The 17,397-nt window shown below is 47.1% G+C and carries 13 protein-coding genes; 4 read left to right on the top strand and 9 right to left on the bottom strand.

Annotated features, from left to right (window positions below; translation table 11 throughout):
* Positions 1–18: 18 nt before the first annotated feature.
* A complete protein-coding gene (gene gspD / locus A596_RS16540; RefSeq protein ID WP_052417606.1) occupies positions 19–2,079 on the bottom strand; it encodes a type II secretion system secretin GspD in 2,061 nt (686 codons plus the stop codon).
* A gap of 11 nt (positions 2,080–2,090) precedes the next feature.
* Entirely contained in the window at positions 2,091–3,134 is a 1,044-nt protein-coding gene (gene gspC / locus A596_RS16535) for a type II secretion system protein GspC (RefSeq protein WP_039916847.1), read from the bottom strand.
* A gap of 543 nt (positions 3,135–3,677) precedes the next feature.
* Here gspC and A596_RS16530 point away from each other — a divergent pair.
* From A596_RS16530 to dxs, 3 genes are all read left to right on the top strand, one after another.
* Positions 3,678–3,923 carry an exodeoxyribonuclease VII small subunit gene (locus A596_RS16530; protein ID WP_039916844.1) on the top strand — a complete coding sequence of 82 codons (246 nt, stop codon included), beginning with the start codon at positions 3,678–3,680 and terminating at the stop codon, positions 3,921–3,923.
* Positions 3,923–4,810, top strand: a complete 888-nt coding sequence (gene ispA, locus A596_RS16525; protein WP_039916841.1) for a (2E,6E)-farnesyl diphosphate synthase — start codon at positions 3,923–3,925, stop codon at positions 4,808–4,810. Before A596_RS16530 ends, ispA begins: the two co-directional genes overlap by 1 nt.
* Before the next feature lie 80 nt (positions 4,811–4,890).
* Positions 4,891–6,801: a 1-deoxy-D-xylulose-5-phosphate synthase gene (gene dxs / locus A596_RS16520; RefSeq protein ID WP_039916838.1), complete on the top strand. Its 1,911-nt coding sequence runs from the start codon at positions 4,891–4,893 to the stop codon at positions 6,799–6,801.
* Positions 6,802–7,245: 444 nt separating this feature from the next.
* On the opposite strand, the gene A596_RS16515 is transcribed toward dxs, so the two are convergent.
* From A596_RS16515 to A596_RS16490, 6 genes are all read right to left on the bottom strand, one after another.
* A complete protein-coding gene (locus A596_RS16515) occupies positions 7,246–8,472 on the bottom strand; it encodes an MFS transporter (protein WP_052417605.1) in 1,227 nt (408 codons plus the stop codon).
* A gap of 115 nt (positions 8,473–8,587) precedes the next feature.
* Positions 8,588–9,805 (bottom strand): nucleoside permease, encoded by a 1,218-nt coding sequence (locus A596_RS16510; RefSeq protein WP_039916836.1) that lies wholly within the window; start codon positions 9,803–9,805, stop codon positions 8,588–8,590.
* Positions 9,806–9,845: 40 nt separating this feature from the next.
* The gene (locus tag A596_RS16505; protein WP_039916834.1) at positions 9,846–10,988 is read right to left on the bottom strand and encodes a Gfo/Idh/MocA family protein; all 1,143 of its coding nucleotides are present in this window, start codon (positions 10,986–10,988) and stop codon (positions 9,846–9,848) included.
* A 30-nt stretch (positions 10,989–11,018) separates the two neighbouring features.
* On the bottom strand, positions 11,019–12,071 hold the full coding sequence (locus A596_RS16500) for a sugar phosphate isomerase/epimerase family protein (RefSeq protein ID WP_039916832.1): 1,053 nt from the start codon (positions 12,069–12,071) through the stop codon (positions 11,019–11,021).
* A gap of 241 nt (positions 12,072–12,312) precedes the next feature.
* Positions 12,313–14,232, bottom strand: coding sequence for a RecQ family ATP-dependent DNA helicase (locus A596_RS16495; protein ID WP_039916830.1), 1,920 nt, complete (start codon positions 14,230–14,232; stop codon positions 12,313–12,315).
* Positions 14,233–14,347: 115 nt separating this feature from the next.
* The gene (locus A596_RS16490; RefSeq protein WP_039916828.1) at positions 14,348–14,950 is read right to left on the bottom strand and encodes a hypothetical protein; all 603 of its coding nucleotides are present in this window, start codon (positions 14,948–14,950) and stop codon (positions 14,348–14,350) included.
* Positions 14,951–15,503: 553 nt separating this feature from the next.
* Here A596_RS16490 and A596_RS22240 point away from each other — a divergent pair.
* Entirely contained in the window at positions 15,504–16,286 is a 783-nt protein-coding gene (locus tag A596_RS22240) for a hypothetical protein (protein WP_052417604.1), read from the top strand.
* A 71-nt stretch (positions 16,287–16,357) separates the two neighbouring features.
* On the opposite strand, the gene A596_RS16480 is transcribed toward A596_RS22240, so the two are convergent.
* A complete protein-coding gene (locus A596_RS16480) occupies positions 16,358–17,212 on the bottom strand; it encodes a helix-turn-helix domain-containing protein (protein WP_039917095.1) in 855 nt (284 codons plus the stop codon).
* Between the last annotated feature and the right edge of the window lie 185 nt (positions 17,213–17,397).

Here is a 17,397-nt window from a genome sequence, read left to right as displayed (position 1 = left end):
CACTTGCTCGGTCACGGGTTATTCCTCAGCTGGAGCGGCAGGTTGCTGGTCTTGTTGCTGGCTTTGTTGCTGGAACTTACGAATTTGTTCGTCCCACTCAGGCAGTACGGGAACATCCCCTCTGTTGATCAGAATCCCGCGATTGCGCTGAAACTGCACTTGTTGATCTCGCAACGCGCGATACTTTTCCGCTGTTGCACCAGTTAATACCTCATCAGTACGGATGATGGTTGGTTTCAAAAATATCAGCAGGTTGGTCTTGGTCTTCTTTGCACTTTGAGAGCGAAATAGATGACCTAATACCGGAATGCTTCCCAGTACAGGAACCCGGTTATCCGCCTTGTCAATCTGGTCCTGAATCAAACCACCGAGAACCACAGTTTGGCCGTCACCGGCAAGGATCTGGGTTTTAATTTCGCGTTTTTGGGTAGTTGGGCCGTTCGGTGAACTCTGGGTGGCACCAATCACTGAAGAAATTTCCTGTTCGATATCCAATACCAGGCTATCTCCTCCATTAACATGGGGAGTTACCTGAAGCTTAATACCTACATCTTCACGGTTAACGGTATTGAATGGGCTGGAAAATGAATTGGTACCGGTGTTATTGGCCCCAGTCATTCCAGTGTACGACCCGGTAACGAAAGGAACTTGCTGGCCGACTAAAATTGACGCTTCGCTATTGTCTGTTGTTAGCAAGCTGGGTGTTGACAGAATGTTACTCGACTCAGTGGTTTGCAATAACTTCAGCACACTCAGGAAGTCCAGGTTCTTACCCAAACGCCCCACACCAAATACCGGAGACCCGACAGAAGTTATACCTCCAGCAAGGGAAGCGAGAGCTGTCTCGCTGGATGGGTCATTTAACAAATTAAGTGCAGGGGTTCCAACCTTGCTTAAAGCCCCGCCGGATGTAAAACCACCAAAACCACTATCGTCCGCCTGATACATCCATTCAACGCCAATTTCTTTTGCATTGTTACCAGTAATCTCTACGATAATTGCTTCAACCAATACTTGGGCACGGCGAATATCCAGGCTATCCACAATAGATAAAAGGGTATTCATTGTTTCTATATCGGCAGTAATCAATACCGAATTGGTTGCCTCGTCAGCTTGAACTGCCGCCTGGGTAGCGGTGGGCGGCGCGCCCTCAGCCGGTTTGCCACCAACACTTTGCAACATGCCGGAAAGCACTTTGGCGACTTCTTCTGCTTTAGCGTACTTCAGATAAAACACCCGCACATTACTATTACGGGTTTGTGGGCGATCCAGATCATCAACCAGCAATTTAAGGCGCTGGCGAGTCAAATCATCACCGCTAATAACAACTGCGTTAGTACGCTTGTCGGCCACAATTACTGGCGGAGAGGTGGTCATCCCACGGTTAGGGTCCGGTTTTTCCAATTGCGTCAGCATCGCCACTACGTCGGAGGCATTGGCATATTTCAGCGGAATCACATCGGTATGGGTCATACCAATTTTATCCAGCTGAATTACCAGCTCGTTCATCCGCGCCACGTTAGCGCGGGTATCCGTGATGATCAGGGCATTACTGGGCTCATAAGTAGTCAGGTGTCCGTATTGCGGTACTAACGGACGCAACGCTGCAAGAATTTTAGCCGCGCTGGTGTTCTTTAGCGGAATTACCTGGGTGATATAAAGATCGTCTTTGTTGCGGACATTATTCTCGGTCGGAATTGGCAGGTTGCGAGCATCGCGGTTCATGACGATACGCACAATATTGCCGCTTTCCACTGCCGTAAAACCATGCACATCAAGCGAGGCCAAAAACAACTCATACAGTTCTTTGGCATTGAGTGGCTTGGTGTTGATCACTTTGATAGGGCCGCGCACTTTAGGATCGATAATGATGGTCTTCCCGGTGGCGCCCGCAATAAATTTAATCACTTCCTGGATGTCGGAATCATTAAAGTTGACTGTCCAGGCTTGCTCGCCAGCGGCATTCTGGCCAGCAGGTTCAACCTGCGCCATTGCGAGATTAGCGGTACCACTGATAATCGCCGCCAGCATCAAGCTGGAGATAATCTTGTTATTTTTACGACCATTCGAACGGATCACGAAAACCTCACTTATAGCATTACGTCTAGGTTAACTGTACTGCCACCGCGCCTGATTTCCAGATTCGCCGATGTGGCACTACCCATACTTTTGTAAATTTCCATAATTTTCCCCGGGCTGCTCAAGGGGACACCATTGACTGCTGTGACTATATCGTCAGTCTGTAAGCCCAACTCAGTAAACTTTTGCGCATTGCGGCCCGGGCGAATCTTATAACCCACTACCTGGCCATTCTCACGATAAATACTCATTGCCACCACATCAGCCAGGGTTTTTCCTACCTGTGCCATGCCGGGGTCGCCCGCCGCTGCTTGAGCAGGTGAGTTAAAGCTGGAGCTTTTATCAACTAAAACCGGGGGTTGTTGCTGGTATGGAGGGTTTGCATAGCCACCGGAAACTGCTGGATTACCTGCCGGTGGAGCAGCGACCGCCCCCAATTTCGGCGCATTAGGGTCGTCTTTGTACATCCATAAAGACTCAAAAGAACCGTTGTTATTAATAATGACACGCAAATCCAGAACCTTGGCCAAGGTGACATTATTACCGGCGGGCAAGGTATCACCAATACCATACACGTCGGCCTTATCACCAGTTGCGATGATGGCGCGTGCCGCTTTCTCATCATTACTGGATAAAACACCCCGCAAAATCAGGTTGAGCTGGGTATCTGCTGCGTTATTTTCTATACCTTGCGTGGCTGGTGTTTGTTGGGCTTCTACCGCAGCAGCCGGCTCGGCATTCGTTTCCCCAAAGGGCGCAAGATTCTTAACCTGGGCTATATTAATAGCTTCCGCACCTCCTGCCGGGCTTGCACCAGGTAATGTTGATGCGACCGATGTCACTGTCGCAGGCGGGATGACCGGAGTGGGGATAATGAGCCAAAATAGCCGCGCCAGGCTATGGCTCAACCAGATCACCAAAAGAAACGTGATCAACCACTGCCAACGCGCCAGTGGCACCCGGCTCAAAAAACCGAAAAAACGACGCAGTTGCAATTCCAACTGGGCAGTTCGCTGCGCAAAGGCGGCACTATTTATAAGTGAATTGTCTGGCATGGGTTTGACTGAGTCCTTCACACTGGAATTACGACAGGATCAGATTTGGCAATTGTCAGTCGTATCAAAAGCTTAGTGCGTTATGTTTATCAAAGCTATGAGATTCTACTCCACATCTATTACAAAAGCTAAATAGTTGCGTGAGATATGGCGGGTAAATCAAAAAGCGCAAGTTTCAACAGCTTTTCGACGACTGGAAAGAAGGGAAGTTCAGAATTGATGAAATATGCGACAAATAGCACAAAAATAGTCATCTAAAATGCGAAAAACCCCGATTGCAGGAGGGGGCAATCAGGGCTTTTACAGGATGACAGGCCATACCTTGGCAATAAAAGTGCTTAATTCCATTATGTTCCTTGCTTTTGCCACATCCTGCGGCAATTTCCAATAGTCGTCATTATTGATGAATCAGGCGTCAAGCAACAGTGGTGAATTTCGGCAAGTTTTGTAGGAAATATCTCACAAAGGTGTGCGCCAAAACCTCTGCATATTTGCAACGCCGGGTTTATAATCCGCGCCCTATCCCCAGCGCGAGACAATGACATGCCGCCTAAGAAGAAAAATATCGATTTTGAACAGTCGCTTGGAACGCTTGAAGGCTTGGTAAATCGTATGGAGCAAGGCGATATGACATTGGAAGAGTCCCTCCAGGCCTTTGAAACTGGTATCGCCTTGACACGCGAATGCCAGGCACGCCTCGCCGCTGCGGAGGTACAAGTTAATAAACTTATTGAAGTTCAAGGCAATATCAGCCTTGAGCCTTTTGACCCCGAAGAAGGCGACGCTTGATGCCACATGAATTCAGCGAGTTTGTCCAATCCTGTCGCCAACGCGTAGACACTGCTCTGGATCATTATTTGCCCGACCAGAATGATCCAACCCAGCTGCGTGCCGCCATGCGTTACAGCCTCTTTAATGGTGGCAAGCGTGTTCGCCCAACATTGGCCTATGCCGCTGCGTTGGCTATCGATACTAATTTGGAACTGGCGCAGATTGATCCTATCGCTTGCGCCCTTGAATGCCTGCATTCATATAGCCTGGTCCACGATGATCTACCCGCGATGGATGACGATGATTTGCGTCGCGGCAAACCCACCTGCCACATTGCATTTAATGAAGCGACAGCCATTCTCGCCGGTGATGGATTGCAAACCCTGGCATTTGGGCTGTTACTACGCACCAATGTAACAGCAGAAACCAAGGTTCAACTCGTTGAGGAATTAGCCGCTGCCTCCGGCGCGGAAGGCATGGTGCTCGGTCAAGCGATTGACCTTGCCGCCGTAGACCAGCAATTAAGCCTCTCACAACTGGAAAACATGCACAGCCATAAAACCGGTGCATTAATCCGCGCAAGTGTCGCGATGGGGGCTCTGGCTGCAGGGGCAAATAGCCAGCAGCTAAAGGCATTGGATAACTATGCCAAGGCTATCGGCCTCGCCTTTCAAGTACAGGATGATATCCTCGATGTGACCGCCGATACCGCAACGCTAGGCAAACAGCAAGGCGCCGATATCGCCCGCAATAAACCGACTTATGTATCACTACTGGGATTGGAAACAGCGCAAGCCAAAGCAGCGGAACTGCATAACCAAGCCCTCGTTTCACTCGAAAATTTTGGTGAAAGTGCCGCACGGCTGCGCCAAATGGCCGAATACATAATCCACAGGATCAACTAGCCAAGCCTCGACCAAGGTGCCTACAATGGCAGGCTTGCAGAAGCTGTACCCCACAACGATAACCAGATTGATGAACCTGAATGCATAACGAAATCCCCACCAGCCGCCCGCTGACCCCCTTGCTGGATAGCATTGATAGTCCTGCTGACCTGCGCCTTCTCAGCGAAAAGCAACTGCCAGACCTGGCAGAAGAGCTGCGTGCCTTTTTGTTATTTAGCGTCGGGCAAACCGGCGGTCATTTTGGTGCCGGATTAGGTGTAGTCGAATTAACCATCGCACTGCACTACATCTACCAAACGCCAGAAGACAGACTGGTATGGGATGTCGGCCACCAGACATACCCTCACAAAATATTGACATCGCGTCGCGAACGGATGAATACCATCCGCCAGGGCAACGGCTTATCCGGCTTCCCGAAACGGGAAGAAAGTGCCTATGATACGTTTGGAGTAGGCCACTCAAGCACCTCAATTAGCGCAGCCCAGGGTATGGCCATCGGGGCCAGGATGGCCGGAGCCGACCGGAAAGTAGCGGCCATCATCGGCGATGGTGCCATGACTGCCGGTATGGCATTTGAAGCGCTGAACCATGCCGCCCATACTGAAACTGACATGCTAGTGATCCTTAATGACAACAACATGTCGATCTCTCCAAACGTGGGAGGCTTATCAACTTACCTGTCCAAAATCTGGGCCAGCAAATTTTATAACTCCCTGCGTGAAGGCAGTAAACAAGTACTGGGGAAAATTCCGCCCGCATGGGAATTCGCCCGTCGCACGGAAGAGCACTTCAAGGGTTTCATGTCTCCTGGCACCTTGTTTGAAGAGATGGGATTCAATTATGTAGGCCCGATCAATGGCCATGACCTGGGGGATCTGGTGCGTTGTTTGCGCAGTTTGCGCGATATCAAAGGCCCCAAGCTACTGCACATCATCACCCAAAAAGGAAAGGGATTTGAACCCGCCGAACTTGATCCGGTTGGTTACCATGCCCTGAACAAAATTGAGCCCAAAAAAGCTGCTATCGGCGCGGTAAACGCACCCAAAAAACCAAAATATCAGGACGTTTTTGGACAATGGTTATGCGACATGGCCAAGGCCGACAGCAAACTGGTAGGCATTACCCCCGCTATGTGCGAAGGCTCGGGAATGGTTGAGTTTGCAACCCAATATCCCGATCGATTTTATGATGTCGCCATTGCTGAACAACATGCCGTTACCCTGGCAGCAGGAATGGCCTGTGAAGGCCAAAAACCGGTAGTGGCTATCTACTCAACGTTTTTACAACGCGCCTATGACCAACTAGTGCACGATGTTGCCTTACAAAACCTGGATGTCACCTTTGCCATAGATCGCGCCGGATTAGTCGGCGAAGATGGTCCCACGCATGCAGGGAGCTTCGATATCAGTTACTTGCGCTGTATTCCCAATATGGTGATAGCCGCTCCGAGTGATGAAAACGAATGTCGCCAATTGCTCTACACCGCGTACCAATATCCAGGGCCTGCGGCAGTACGTTACCCAAGGGGAACAGGTGCTGGAGTAACCATAGATCAATCGATGAAAGCATTGCCGATAGGCAAAGGCGAGTTAAGGCGCGAAGGAAAAAGCATTGCCTTGCTGTGTTTCGGTACGCTCTTGGCTAACGCTCAAATAGCAGCAGACAATCTAAATGCCAGCGTGTGCGATATGCGTTTTGTAAAACCGCTGGATACCGAACTGATTAAAAAAATGGCCGCCCACCATGACTTACTAGTCACATTGGAAGAAAATGCCATTGCCGGCGGCGCCGGTAGCGCAGTGACAGAATACCTGCACAGCCTTGGCCTTAACCTTCCGGTATTGCAACTGGGATTTGCCGATGAGTTTGTCGATCATGACAGCCAAAAACAGCAACTCGCTAAACAAGGGCTCGACCCTGCCTCTATAGAGTCACAAATCCGCGAGCGCCTCGCTCACCTACAATCCTTAAAGCCGCTCGCCGCAAGCTAATCACCTTCAGCTCTTATAAAAATAGCGCCATTGAAAGGCGCTATTTAATGAAAAGCGCTATTTTTTGCATGGCTAACCCAAAGTGGAATTTCTGCGCATATTGCAGTTATCTCATATTGCAGTTATCTACGGGATGGATATTTGACTTACAGAAAGGAGAAAACAAGGGGGGAGGGAACGCAAGGAGAAATATTCGTTAGGTGGAAACTCAAATCCTTTTGAGCTCACTAAACCACTCACTCATATCATGGTCATGCAGAGCCTTTATACACCTGCACTTTCAAAAAACCCAATCTACAGCGACACAAATGTGACCCAATTCCTATATTTGTCACGCAACGCATCAACTTATTACAGAGAATTACATCTTGTCGCTTGAAATTGTGCATAGCAAAATTAAAAAAGCGCCCGCAATGGCGCTTTTTCAAAGCCGGGTGCTAATTGCTAGTGCGCGAAGCGCTTGCGCAAAATGAACAATAATCCAAACGCGAAAATCAGGAATAACGGAAAGAGAGCCAGATTTTGTAACGTTGCCTGACCTGCCGCGAGCTCTACCGCTTCTGCCGGAACGCCGTTTGCCACCGCTTCAGCTTTAGCATCATCGAGCCAACCACCAATTACCGGATTCCACATACTCATGGAAAACATGCCTGCCCCACCGAGCAATGACATTCCCAGCGCACCGGTTTTAGGCTGATATTCGCTAATAAATCCAATCATCGTAGGCCAGAAATACGTCACTCCCAGTGCAAAAACCATAGCGGCGAAATAAATCAAACCACCGGAAGCAATGCTCAACAGGAAAATCCCGATGGTAGTCACCACTGCTGACATCAACAGCACACCAACCGGATTCAACGCTTCCACAATTGGCCCCGCAAAGAAACGCCCCAATGCCATCAAACCTGTCACTAACGCCAACACCAACATCGGATGCGCACCAGACGCGCCAAAAATACGATCAACCCACTGCTGCGTACCAAATTCAGATGCGGCAGTTACAGTCATGCAGAAAAACATGAAAATAAATAACGGCGAGAACAAGGCGCGAATATTGGTTGTAGTCGACGTCTCCGAGTTCGCCATACTTGGGAACGGTTGACCAAAAATCATTACGCCATAAATGATGGTCGGGATGATCATAATCGCAATTTGCCATTGCCAATCCAGGCCTAGTTTGGTCATCAAACTGGAAACCAATGCACCAATAACAATTCCACCGGGAAACCATACATGGAATTTATTGAGCATCGCTGTTTTGCGTGTGTGGTAAATATCGGCAATTAACGGATTACACGCGGCCTCCACAGAGCCGTTGGCAAAACCAATAAAAAAGCTCGACAACAACAACGACCAAAAACCGCTCGCTGATATTGTGAGAACCAAACCGAGCAGATGGCAAGCGAACGCCAGATACATCAGCGTGCGCGCACCGACATGATTGTAGATTAATCCACCGAACATCATGGCCACAGGGAAGCCCAGGAAAGCCATACCATTAATCCAGCCCAACTGGGCGTTGGTAAAATTAAAATCAGTACTTAACTGGGTAAGAATTCCCGCGCGAATCGCAAAGGTCATTGCGGTAACAATTAATGCTACGCAACACGCGATAAATAAACGCTGGGGATTAATTGTAGATATAGCGGTGGATGCACTCGTGGTCGTCATTATTATTTACCTTTTGTTATTTTTTAACACTATAGTTTAAAACTGTGCGGCTAAAACTATTCCGGCTTTAGCCCGGCGAAAAGCAGGGGTTGGCAAAAGCCGGAATTAAAACTACTTAATGCCTGATATTTTCTGCACTCACTTTTTCATCTTTAAAACTCACCAGGAATAGCACCAGTACGGCGGCAGCAATTGCAGCCGGGATTATCCAGATGTTAAACCAGGCATGAACGCCATCAGCCGTGTACTTATCGCTAATCATTCCGGCGAGGGTAAACCCAATCATCATACCGATACCGTAGGTCGCCAGAGTAATAAGCCCCTGCGCAGCACTTTTGATTTTTTCGCCTGCTTTGTAGTTGGTATAAATCTGACCCGTTACAAAGAAAAAATCGTAACAAATACCGTGTAGCACAATACCTAAAATTAACATCCAGGCTTTATCACCTGCATCGCCATACGCGAATAAAACATAGCGTAATACCCACGCAGCCATACCGACCAGCAACGAAATCTTGATTCCGAAGCGGATAATAAAAATGGGTAACAACAACATAAACAGGGTTTCAGAAACTTGCCCGTACGCCATTTTCGATGCAGCGTTTTCCACACCTACATCATTTAAAAACAAGTTGGCATTTTGATAGTAAAACGCGAGTGGAATACAAATTAAAATTGATGCGATAAAAAACACCAGGTAACGCGAGTCTTTTAATAGCGCCAATGCATCCAGCCCGAGAATATCGCGCACACTGACGTTGCTGTTTTTATCAACTGCCGGCGGTGTATCAGGTAAGAAGAAGCTCAAAAGCCCCAACGCGATTGATGCAACCGCGGCCATTTGGAAGGTGTAATGCAAAACATTTTTTGACTCCCACCCCAAATTACCAATCACTAAACCTGCAACGATCCAACCGATGGTACCCAGCACACGAATTTGCGCAAACTGCCCTGCAGGATCAGGCAAGTGACGGAAAGCAACCGAATTTACCAATGCCAAGGTCGGCATATACAACAGCATGTAAATCAGAATGTAAGGATAAAACGCATCAAAACTTGCCGAAGTTGCAGCAAACCACAAAAGTACACCGCCAATTAAATGCAGCATCCCGAGAATTTTTTGCGCGGCAAAATAACGGTCAGCAATCAGGCCAATAATAAACGGCGCCACGATAGCGCCGATAGCCTGGGTGTTATAAGCCATGCCGGTTTGCGCACCGGTTGCGCTAAATGCTTGCGCTAAAAATGTTCCCATGGTGACAAACCATGCGCCCCAGATAAAAAACTCGAGGAACATCATGGTGGAAAGCTTGAGCCTTATGGAGAGGTTCATATTATTTTCCTGTTGTTATAAGGTTGTGTGGTATGACCGTTCAGAGCTTAGTCCACACACCTTCTTTTTTCGATGATTCCAGCACTGCCTGGATAAAGCGCATCCCCTCCAAACCCGTATCTATATTAGGAACCCAGTCTTGCAGGAAATGTGCTTCGCCTTGTTGACGCGCAATCAGGATATCCGCGATGTCTTTATACAAGTTGGCGAAACCTTCAAGATAACCCTCCGGATGGCCACCGGGTGTCCGCATTCCGCGCGCAGCGATATCGCTACCAATATCACCGCGACGAGTGATACGTTGACGCGGTTTATTTAATTCTGCAAACCACAATTCGTTCGGGTTTTCCTGCGCCCATTCGATACCGGCTTTATCGCCGAATACGCGAATCCGCAAACCATTTTCACAACCCGGCGCAACCTGGCTGCTCCATAACATACCTTTAGCACCGCCATCAAAACGCAATAGTGCGTGCACGTTGTCATCAACCAACCGGCCATCAACAAAACTGGTCAGGTCCGCACTCACTGAATTAACTTTTTGTTGTGTAATAAATTGCGCAAGCTGGAATGCATGGGTACCGATATCACCAAGGCAACCCGCCGCACCCGAACGCGCCGGATCAGTTCGCCAGGATGCTTGCTTGTTATCATCAGCCGCCGCTTCTGTTAACCACTCTTGCGGGTACTCGACTTGTACTACGCGCAATTTTCCCAGCTTGCCTTGTGTGACCAGCTCGCGTGCGTAGCGCACCAATGGATAAGCGCTGTAGTTATGGGTAAGTGCAAAAAAACAGCCGCTCTTTTTGACAATTTTTTCCAGTTCCACTGCCTCTTCCAGGGTGCGGGTTACCGGCTTATCGCAAATCACATCCACGCCCGCTTCCAAACAGGCTTTGGCAACGGGAAAGTGCATATGGTTAGGGGTAACGATGACTACCGCTTGAATACCATCGGCCCGTGTTTTTTCCACACGCAACATTTCTTCGAATGAGGTGTAAGCGCGGTCTGCGGCAATGTGTAAATCGGCAGCCGATAATTTTGCATTTTCCGGGTTGGATGAAAGCGCACCGGCAACCAATTCAAAACGATCATCCAAACGCGCCGCAATACGATGTACCGCACCGATAAACGCACCACGGCCACCACCGACCATGGCATAACGAATTCTTGGGGTTGTCATAATATTTTTTCCTGATTTAAAGCACTTGGATTAAAGGCCGAGGATTTTGCGGTTTTTCGCTTCATCGATTCCGCTTTTTGCAAAATCATCAAACGCGCGTTCAGTCACTTTAATAATATGTTGTGCAATAAATTTCGCACCTTCCTCTGCGCCGACTTCAGGATGTTTCAAGCAACATTCCCACTCCAGTACCGCCCAACCTTCATAATCGTAAGCGGCAAATTTGGAAAAGATTTGTTTGAAGTCTACTTGTCCATCACCGAGGGAACGAAAACGGCCCGCGCGATCCACCCAGCTCTCATATCCACCGTACACGCCTTGCTGCGCACTGGAATTAAATTCAGCATCCTTCACATGAAACATTTTGATTCGTGGATGGTAGCGATCGATAAATGCGAGGTAATCGAGTTGTTGCAATACAAAATGCGAAGGGTCGAACAAAATATTTGCGCGCGGGTGATTATCTACTGCCTTCAAAAAGCGCTCGAACGTTGCACCATCGTGCAAGTCTTCACCAGGGTGAATTTCATAACACACATCAACGCCAGCAGCATCAAACGCATCCAGAATTGGTTTCCAGCGTTTAGCCAATTCAGCAAAACCATTTTCCACTAAACCGGCAGGACGTTGCGGCCATGGATAAAGGAACGGCCACAACAGGGCACCGGAGAAAGTCGCATGCGCCTTGAGGCCGAGGTTTTTACTGGCTTTGGCAGCAAGCAGCAGTTGCTCCACTGCCCATTCCTGGCGCGCCTTGGGATTGCCGCGCACAGACTCAGGGGCAAAGCCATCGAACATCTCATCATATGCCGGGTGTACTGCCACCAACTGGCCTTGCAAATGGGTGGATAACTCGGTGGCAACCAACCCGTGCCTGGCGAGCGTCGCTTGAAACTCGTTGCAGTAATCCAGGCTATTGGCCGCCTTTTCCAAATCAAACACACGCTTGTCCCACGTAGGAATTTGCACTCCTTTGAACCCCAGGCTTGCCACCCAGGCGGAGATATTCTCCAGATTATTAAACGGTGCGGTATCGCCCAGGAATTGGGCCAGGAAAATGGCAGGGCCTTTGAGAGTCTTCATAGGTATCTCCAGCAGTGGTGGATGCGTGGCATCCTGTAATTATTGACGGCTAATGCCTGGGTCGTTGAGGTATCTCCATCCGGAGGGAACATGGAGAAAATCTGATTTATTAATCAAGCGCAAAACTCTATTCCATGTGGCCCAAGGGCGCGACACGGGAAACAGTTATTTACACTTCTTATAACCCGAAAGCACTCGCTAGAGGATAGAACATATTTTCTACCTCGATGCGGGCTATATTTTATTGCACAGCCGCGAGCACTTGTGAAAATGAAGCATCGGCCAACGCCCCAAATGCGGGATGGTTTTTTAATGCAGACCGGCTGGTCGCCGGGCTGGGAAGGCCACACAAAAACCGCGCAAGCTGACGCGGCTGCATCAAGGCTTTATGTGCTTCCTGCTTCAAACTTGCAATGAATTGTATTTGTTGATCGTCCAGCGATTTCGGTGCAGGTACGGAAACCCGGGGACTGGTGGATTGGCGACAGTGATTACAAATCCCGCAGGTCGCGTTCGTTGATTCACCAAAATAATGTAATAGCTGCTGACTTAAACATTGGGGATTATTGGCAAACTCCAACAAGCTACGAATTCGCTGTATATCCCGCGCTTCGCGCGCAGAAAATAATTGTTCAAGGTAATCGCAAAGCCCGGTTAATTGTTCGGTTGAAGTGATCAATTTATTATTCTTATAACCTTGCCGCAATTTTGCTACCGACAACTCAATCCAGCTTTTTTCCACCAGATAATCAATCGCTTTGATAATGCGCGCTTTAGGTTGTTGCAATTGTTGCTCGATCGTCATCATATCCAGCGCCAACCACTTTTTACCCATGCGCCCCACAGCGAAAACATTGCGCAAAAAATCGGCGCGCTCATTATCAAATTGACCCAGGATGAAATCCGGTGATTGCAAGAATTGGATTTTATATTCTGTATAAAAAGGACTTTGTGCGCTAATAACGTTTTTTAACTCAAGGTAAGTAAGTGCCGTATTTAATACCAGCGGACGCAAATCAAATTGATTCGACAAATCATAGGTAGAAATATCAAATACATCATCAAATGCCAGCAAGTTCTCAATCAGTGCAAAAAGGGCTTCACGGGAGGGAGTATCTCCATAAGTAAAATTTTCCAATACGCGAATATCATCACCTACTGCAAACATCTCACATAACGATGGATTTCCATCGCGACCAGCACGCCCGATTTCCTGCACATAATTCTCAATGGATTTGGGTAAATTAAAATGGTAAACCGCACGAATATTGTTTTTATCGATACCCATACCAAAAGCAATAGTCGCAACAACAATAGGCACGTCACCGCTCATAAAACAATTTTGTACTTGCTCACGCTCATCATCTTTTAACCCGGCATGATAATAAACTGCACGCAAGCCAAACGCATTAATCGCTTGCGCAACATCCTCGGCTGTTTTTTGCAACGTGACATAAATAATAGTTGCAGCACCTGCCGGATGTTTTTGCAAGCGCGACAACAATAATCCCATACGGGTATCAACATCACAAGGAGTTACACGTAATTGCAAATTGGGGCGTGCAAAACTGGTTTGTATGTGATGCTGCGGCTGAATGGAAAACTGTCGGCAAATATCTGCTGCTACAGCGGGTGTTGCCGTAGCAGTCAATGCAAGCACGCGGCCAGCACGTAATTTTTTGGCGAGATCTGCCAGCAATAAATAATCAGGGCGAAAGTTATGCCCCCACTCAGAAATACAATGGGCTTCATCAATAGCCAATAAACTGATTTCAAAATTGGCAAGGCGTTGCACAAAACGCTCATTCTTCAGGCGTTCGGGAGATACATAGAGCAATTTGAGGCTGCGATCATAAAGCGCATCGTAAATTGCCCGTGTCTCTTCCCGGGTTTGCGAAGAATCCAGACGCGCCGCACAAATCCCCAAGCGCTGCAACGCATCAACCTGATCTTTCATCAGCGCAATCAATGGTGATACCACTAGCGTCAAACCATCAAACATTAACGCCGGCAACTGATAACACAGGCTTTTTCCACCGCCGGTAGGAAATATTGCCAGGGAAGAATGTCCGTGTAGCAAGGCATTAATTACCGATTCTTGCCCTGGCCGAAAATCAGATAAACGAAATACAGTGTGCAATAGATCGTGGGGAGTAGACATATGGGTTTCCGTAGTGACAGGACATCTTCCATGATTAGCAATTGCAGATATTGGAAAGGTATTCTACTGGTAACAAAGTGCGGGCCGCAATGCGACCCGACTCTACCCACAGCTGTTAGTGGATGCGCTTCCACCTTAAAGCACCCAAGCCCATAGCACTAATCAGCAGCAATAGCGCGGCGTGAGGTTCTGGAACTGCTTTGCTAAATTTAACGATATCAGGCGCGTCGCCATCAAAAAAACCACCATCCCCGAACATAACCAGCTTGGTTGCGTCGCTGAATAAAGAAACTTTTTCTACCACATTATCGAGTCGATCATCCTCTTTATAAGTTCCCTCCAGAAACAACTCAAAACTGGTACTTCTACCATCGAGGTCCAGAAAAAAACCTTTTAACGATAGTTTGGTAAAAAACGAACTGGAAAGGTCAACTACCACCGAATTACGTTGGGAAAAATCCAGGCAATATTCCTTGCTGCTGTGCGAATTAAAAAAACTTGCATTTAATATTGCACCGTTGTATTCACCTTTTTCAATATTGGAATCGGAATCAGATCCACTGGTATCAACTTGCAATGAAAGGCGGCCACCTTTTTTAAGCTCGGTATAATCATCATTCCAATACTTAAAGCCTTCCATCTCTACATTAATCAAGCCAGCAAATGAACACGGTGAAGCAAACGCTAAAACGAAACCTATCACTCTAACAATATTCATAATTTCCCCCAAATCCCTAACTGTACCGAGGCTAAAAAAAACGACGATCGAATCGCGTTTAGGACCAATCCATCGTAAGACAACACAATAGCCACTATCATAGCGCTACCGGCTTGAACTCTTGAAAGCAAACTAAAATCTTGCGACAGACTTTGCTAAATTATGGCATCAAAACCCCTGCAAAAAATTAACCATTATAAAAGCATGAACCGCTAAGCTGAAAAAAGAATAAAAAATTGATTACTACAAATTCGTACAAATTTTTACAGATGGCCAATAACAGCAAGATGAGCCAGATCAAATGCGCAGTATTCATCATGGCTATGATTTATCAGCGATCAATCTTTCCATGGCACGACAAGATTCCATGACCCCACGTGGATCGGGATAAGTTTTTCAAGAGCCGATAGAAAAATACCAGTTTTGCATTCAAAAATACATTTTTATCCTTGGTTAGGTTGGCAAAATAATTTTTAGTTTATGGGGTTGGGGAGTAACTCATGCTGTCCTCGTAACAACAAATAATTATTTTGACAATAACATCGAGGTCTTTATGAAGCCGATCAATTTCTTATACGCTGCCTATGTAAAACAATTTTGTATTTTTTTAAGCGCATTTTGCGGTAGTTTTCTGTGTTTAAATGTTCATGCGGTTAGCTGCACCACGCTTATAGAATGGAATAGCGCTACCGCTTACGGTGGTGGCGCACAAGTTAAGCAATCTGGAAAAGCGTATAAAGCCAACTGGTGGTCCCAAGGCCATAGCCCTGCCAATTATTCGGGCCAATGGCAAGAGTGGACGCTGCTCGGCAATTGCGATGGGGCCGCATCATCTACTCCTGTTTCATCAAAAAGCTCGAGCAAGCCCGCTATTTCTTCGACCAAATCAAGTAGCAAATCATCTATAGCTTCCAGCAAATCCGTTTCTTCTATTGCAGGCAATGATTGTGGTGCAGCCTGGTATCGCGCAAACCTGACTAATTACGAATCCTATCCGGCGCCGGGCAGTGATGAATGTGTAATTTATAACGGTTGCATGTGGAGCGGTTATTTTTACGGCATTTCCGGAAAACAACCTGAATCCTGGGTAATGGCCAACAATATCGCCGCTGTACATTTAAAAGATTGGAGCTGGCTTGGCAACAAAACCCTGAATTTACGGCAGGGCAACAAGCGAATTACTGTGAAAGCTTACGATGCCTGTTCAGACTCCGATTGTAACGGTTGCTGCACCGCCAACCTGGCAGGCGATGGTTATTTAATTGACCTGGAAAAATACACCATGCAACGCTTTGGTTCTGGCTCAGGTATCGTGGAATTCCAGGTGTGTAATTAAGGAGTAATCTCCTGTGCACTTCAGGGCCGTTATTGCGGCCCTTTCTTATTTCTCGCGTTTATTTCTCGCTTTTATTTTAGATAACTGCGTTTAAATTCGCGGGGCGTGCAATTTTTTAGCTGCATAAAACGGCGATTAAAATTCGATAAATTATTAAATCCGCAGCGATGGCTGATATTGGCAACTGGCATATCGGTAGTTAATAAAAGCGAACAGGCACGACCTATACGCAACTGATTAACAAACTCGGTAAAGGTTTGTTCCGTACGCTGCTTAAAAAATCGATGAAAATGATTTGTACTCATGTGCGCAAGGTTTGCCATTTTTTCCGCGCATAATTCTTCAGTGTAATGTTGGTGAATATAAGCAATTACCTTATCAATTTTTTCCGTGGAGGAATCAGGAACGCTTGCCGGGGTGTAGCCTTCACTGGAAATCAGGCGAGCCTCAGGATCATCACACATTAATTGCAATATTTCCAATAGCCATAATAACCGTTGCATGGGAGTAACATCAGCCATTGCTACAAATCGCTCGCGACAAGCGATTGCTGTAGTTAGCGAAAATGCCACGCCGCGTTTACTTTTTTGCAACAGATCACCCAATGGTTTTAATTCCGGCATCTGTGCAATATTGTCAATCCAGGTGACTGGCAACTGCGCTACATACGTCAGGTGCTGACCTTCGTTAATTAATTCCCGGGAGTGCCATGTGTGCGGTAATTTGGGGCCTAGTAATACCAAATCCAGATTATCATAAGAGTAAATATCATCGCCGATATAACGCTGCCCGCGACTATTCAGCGTTAAACAAATTTCATATTCCGGATGGTAATGCCAGTTAAATGGAATTTCATCGAGCGCATACAACCAATAACGCCACGAAGAGTTTTCAGTAGGTAATACTTTTTCATACATAGGTTTCATGGCTGGCCCCATAAAAAACTAATGGTATAACAAAAAATCTGCACTTCCTGATTTTTAAGGAAAGTGCAGATACCGGTTTAACCAATAGAATTCGCCGGAGTGCCAGGTTTTTTTATAGGCGTAATACTATTGGCCGAGGTTATAAAAACAGAAACATATACAGATAGCAAGCAAATAAAAATCCC

The organism is Cellvibrio mixtus subsp. mixtus J3-8 (genome assembly GCF_000766945.1).
GTDB lineage: Bacteria > Pseudomonadota > Gammaproteobacteria > Pseudomonadales > Cellvibrionaceae > Cellvibrio > Cellvibrio mixtus_A.
The sequence above is the reverse complement of the archived record's forward strand: the minus strand, read 5'-3'. Positions and strand labels throughout refer to the sequence as shown.

Excerpts from the sequence above, each read along its gene's own strand:
- ispA (WP_039916841.1), top strand. The coding sequence starts at position 3,923 with ATGCCACATGAATTCAGCGAGTTTGTCCAATCCTGTCGCCAACGCGTA.
- A596_RS16490 (WP_039916828.1), bottom strand. The coding sequence starts at position 14,950 with ATGAATATTGTTAGAGTGATAGGTTTCGTTTTAGCGTTTGCTTCACCG.
- A596_RS16510 (WP_039916836.1), bottom strand. The coding sequence starts at position 9,805 with ATGAACCTCTCCATAAGGCTCAAGCTTTCCACCATGATGTTCCTCGAG.
- A596_RS16530 (WP_039916844.1), top strand. The coding sequence starts at position 3,678 with ATGCCGCCTAAGAAGAAAAATATCGATTTTGAACAGTCGCTTGGAACG.
- A596_RS16505 (WP_039916834.1), bottom strand. The coding sequence starts at position 10,988 with ATGACAACCCCAAGAATTCGTTATGCCATGGTCGGTGGTGGCCGTGGT.
- gspC (WP_039916847.1), bottom strand. The coding sequence starts at position 3,134 with ATGCCAGACAATTCACTTATAAATAGTGCCGCCTTTGCGCAGCGAACT.
- A596_RS16480 (WP_039917095.1), bottom strand. The coding sequence starts at position 17,212 with ATGAAACCTATGTATGAAAAAGTATTACCTACTGAAAACTCTTCGTGG.
- A596_RS22240 (WP_052417604.1), top strand. The coding sequence starts at position 15,504 with ATGAAGCCGATCAATTTCTTATACGCTGCCTATGTAAAACAATTTTGT.
- A596_RS16515 (WP_052417605.1), bottom strand. The coding sequence starts at position 8,472 with ATGACGACCACGAGTGCATCCACCGCTATATCTACAATTAATCCCCAG.
- A596_RS16495 (WP_039916830.1), bottom strand. The coding sequence starts at position 14,232 with ATGTCTACTCCCCACGATCTATTGCACACTGTATTTCGTTTATCTGAT.
- A596_RS16500 (WP_039916832.1), bottom strand. The coding sequence starts at position 12,071 with ATGAAGACTCTCAAAGGCCCTGCCATTTTCCTGGCCCAATTCCTGGGC.
- dxs (WP_039916838.1), top strand. The coding sequence starts at position 4,891 with ATGCATAACGAAATCCCCACCAGCCGCCCGCTGACCCCCTTGCTGGAT.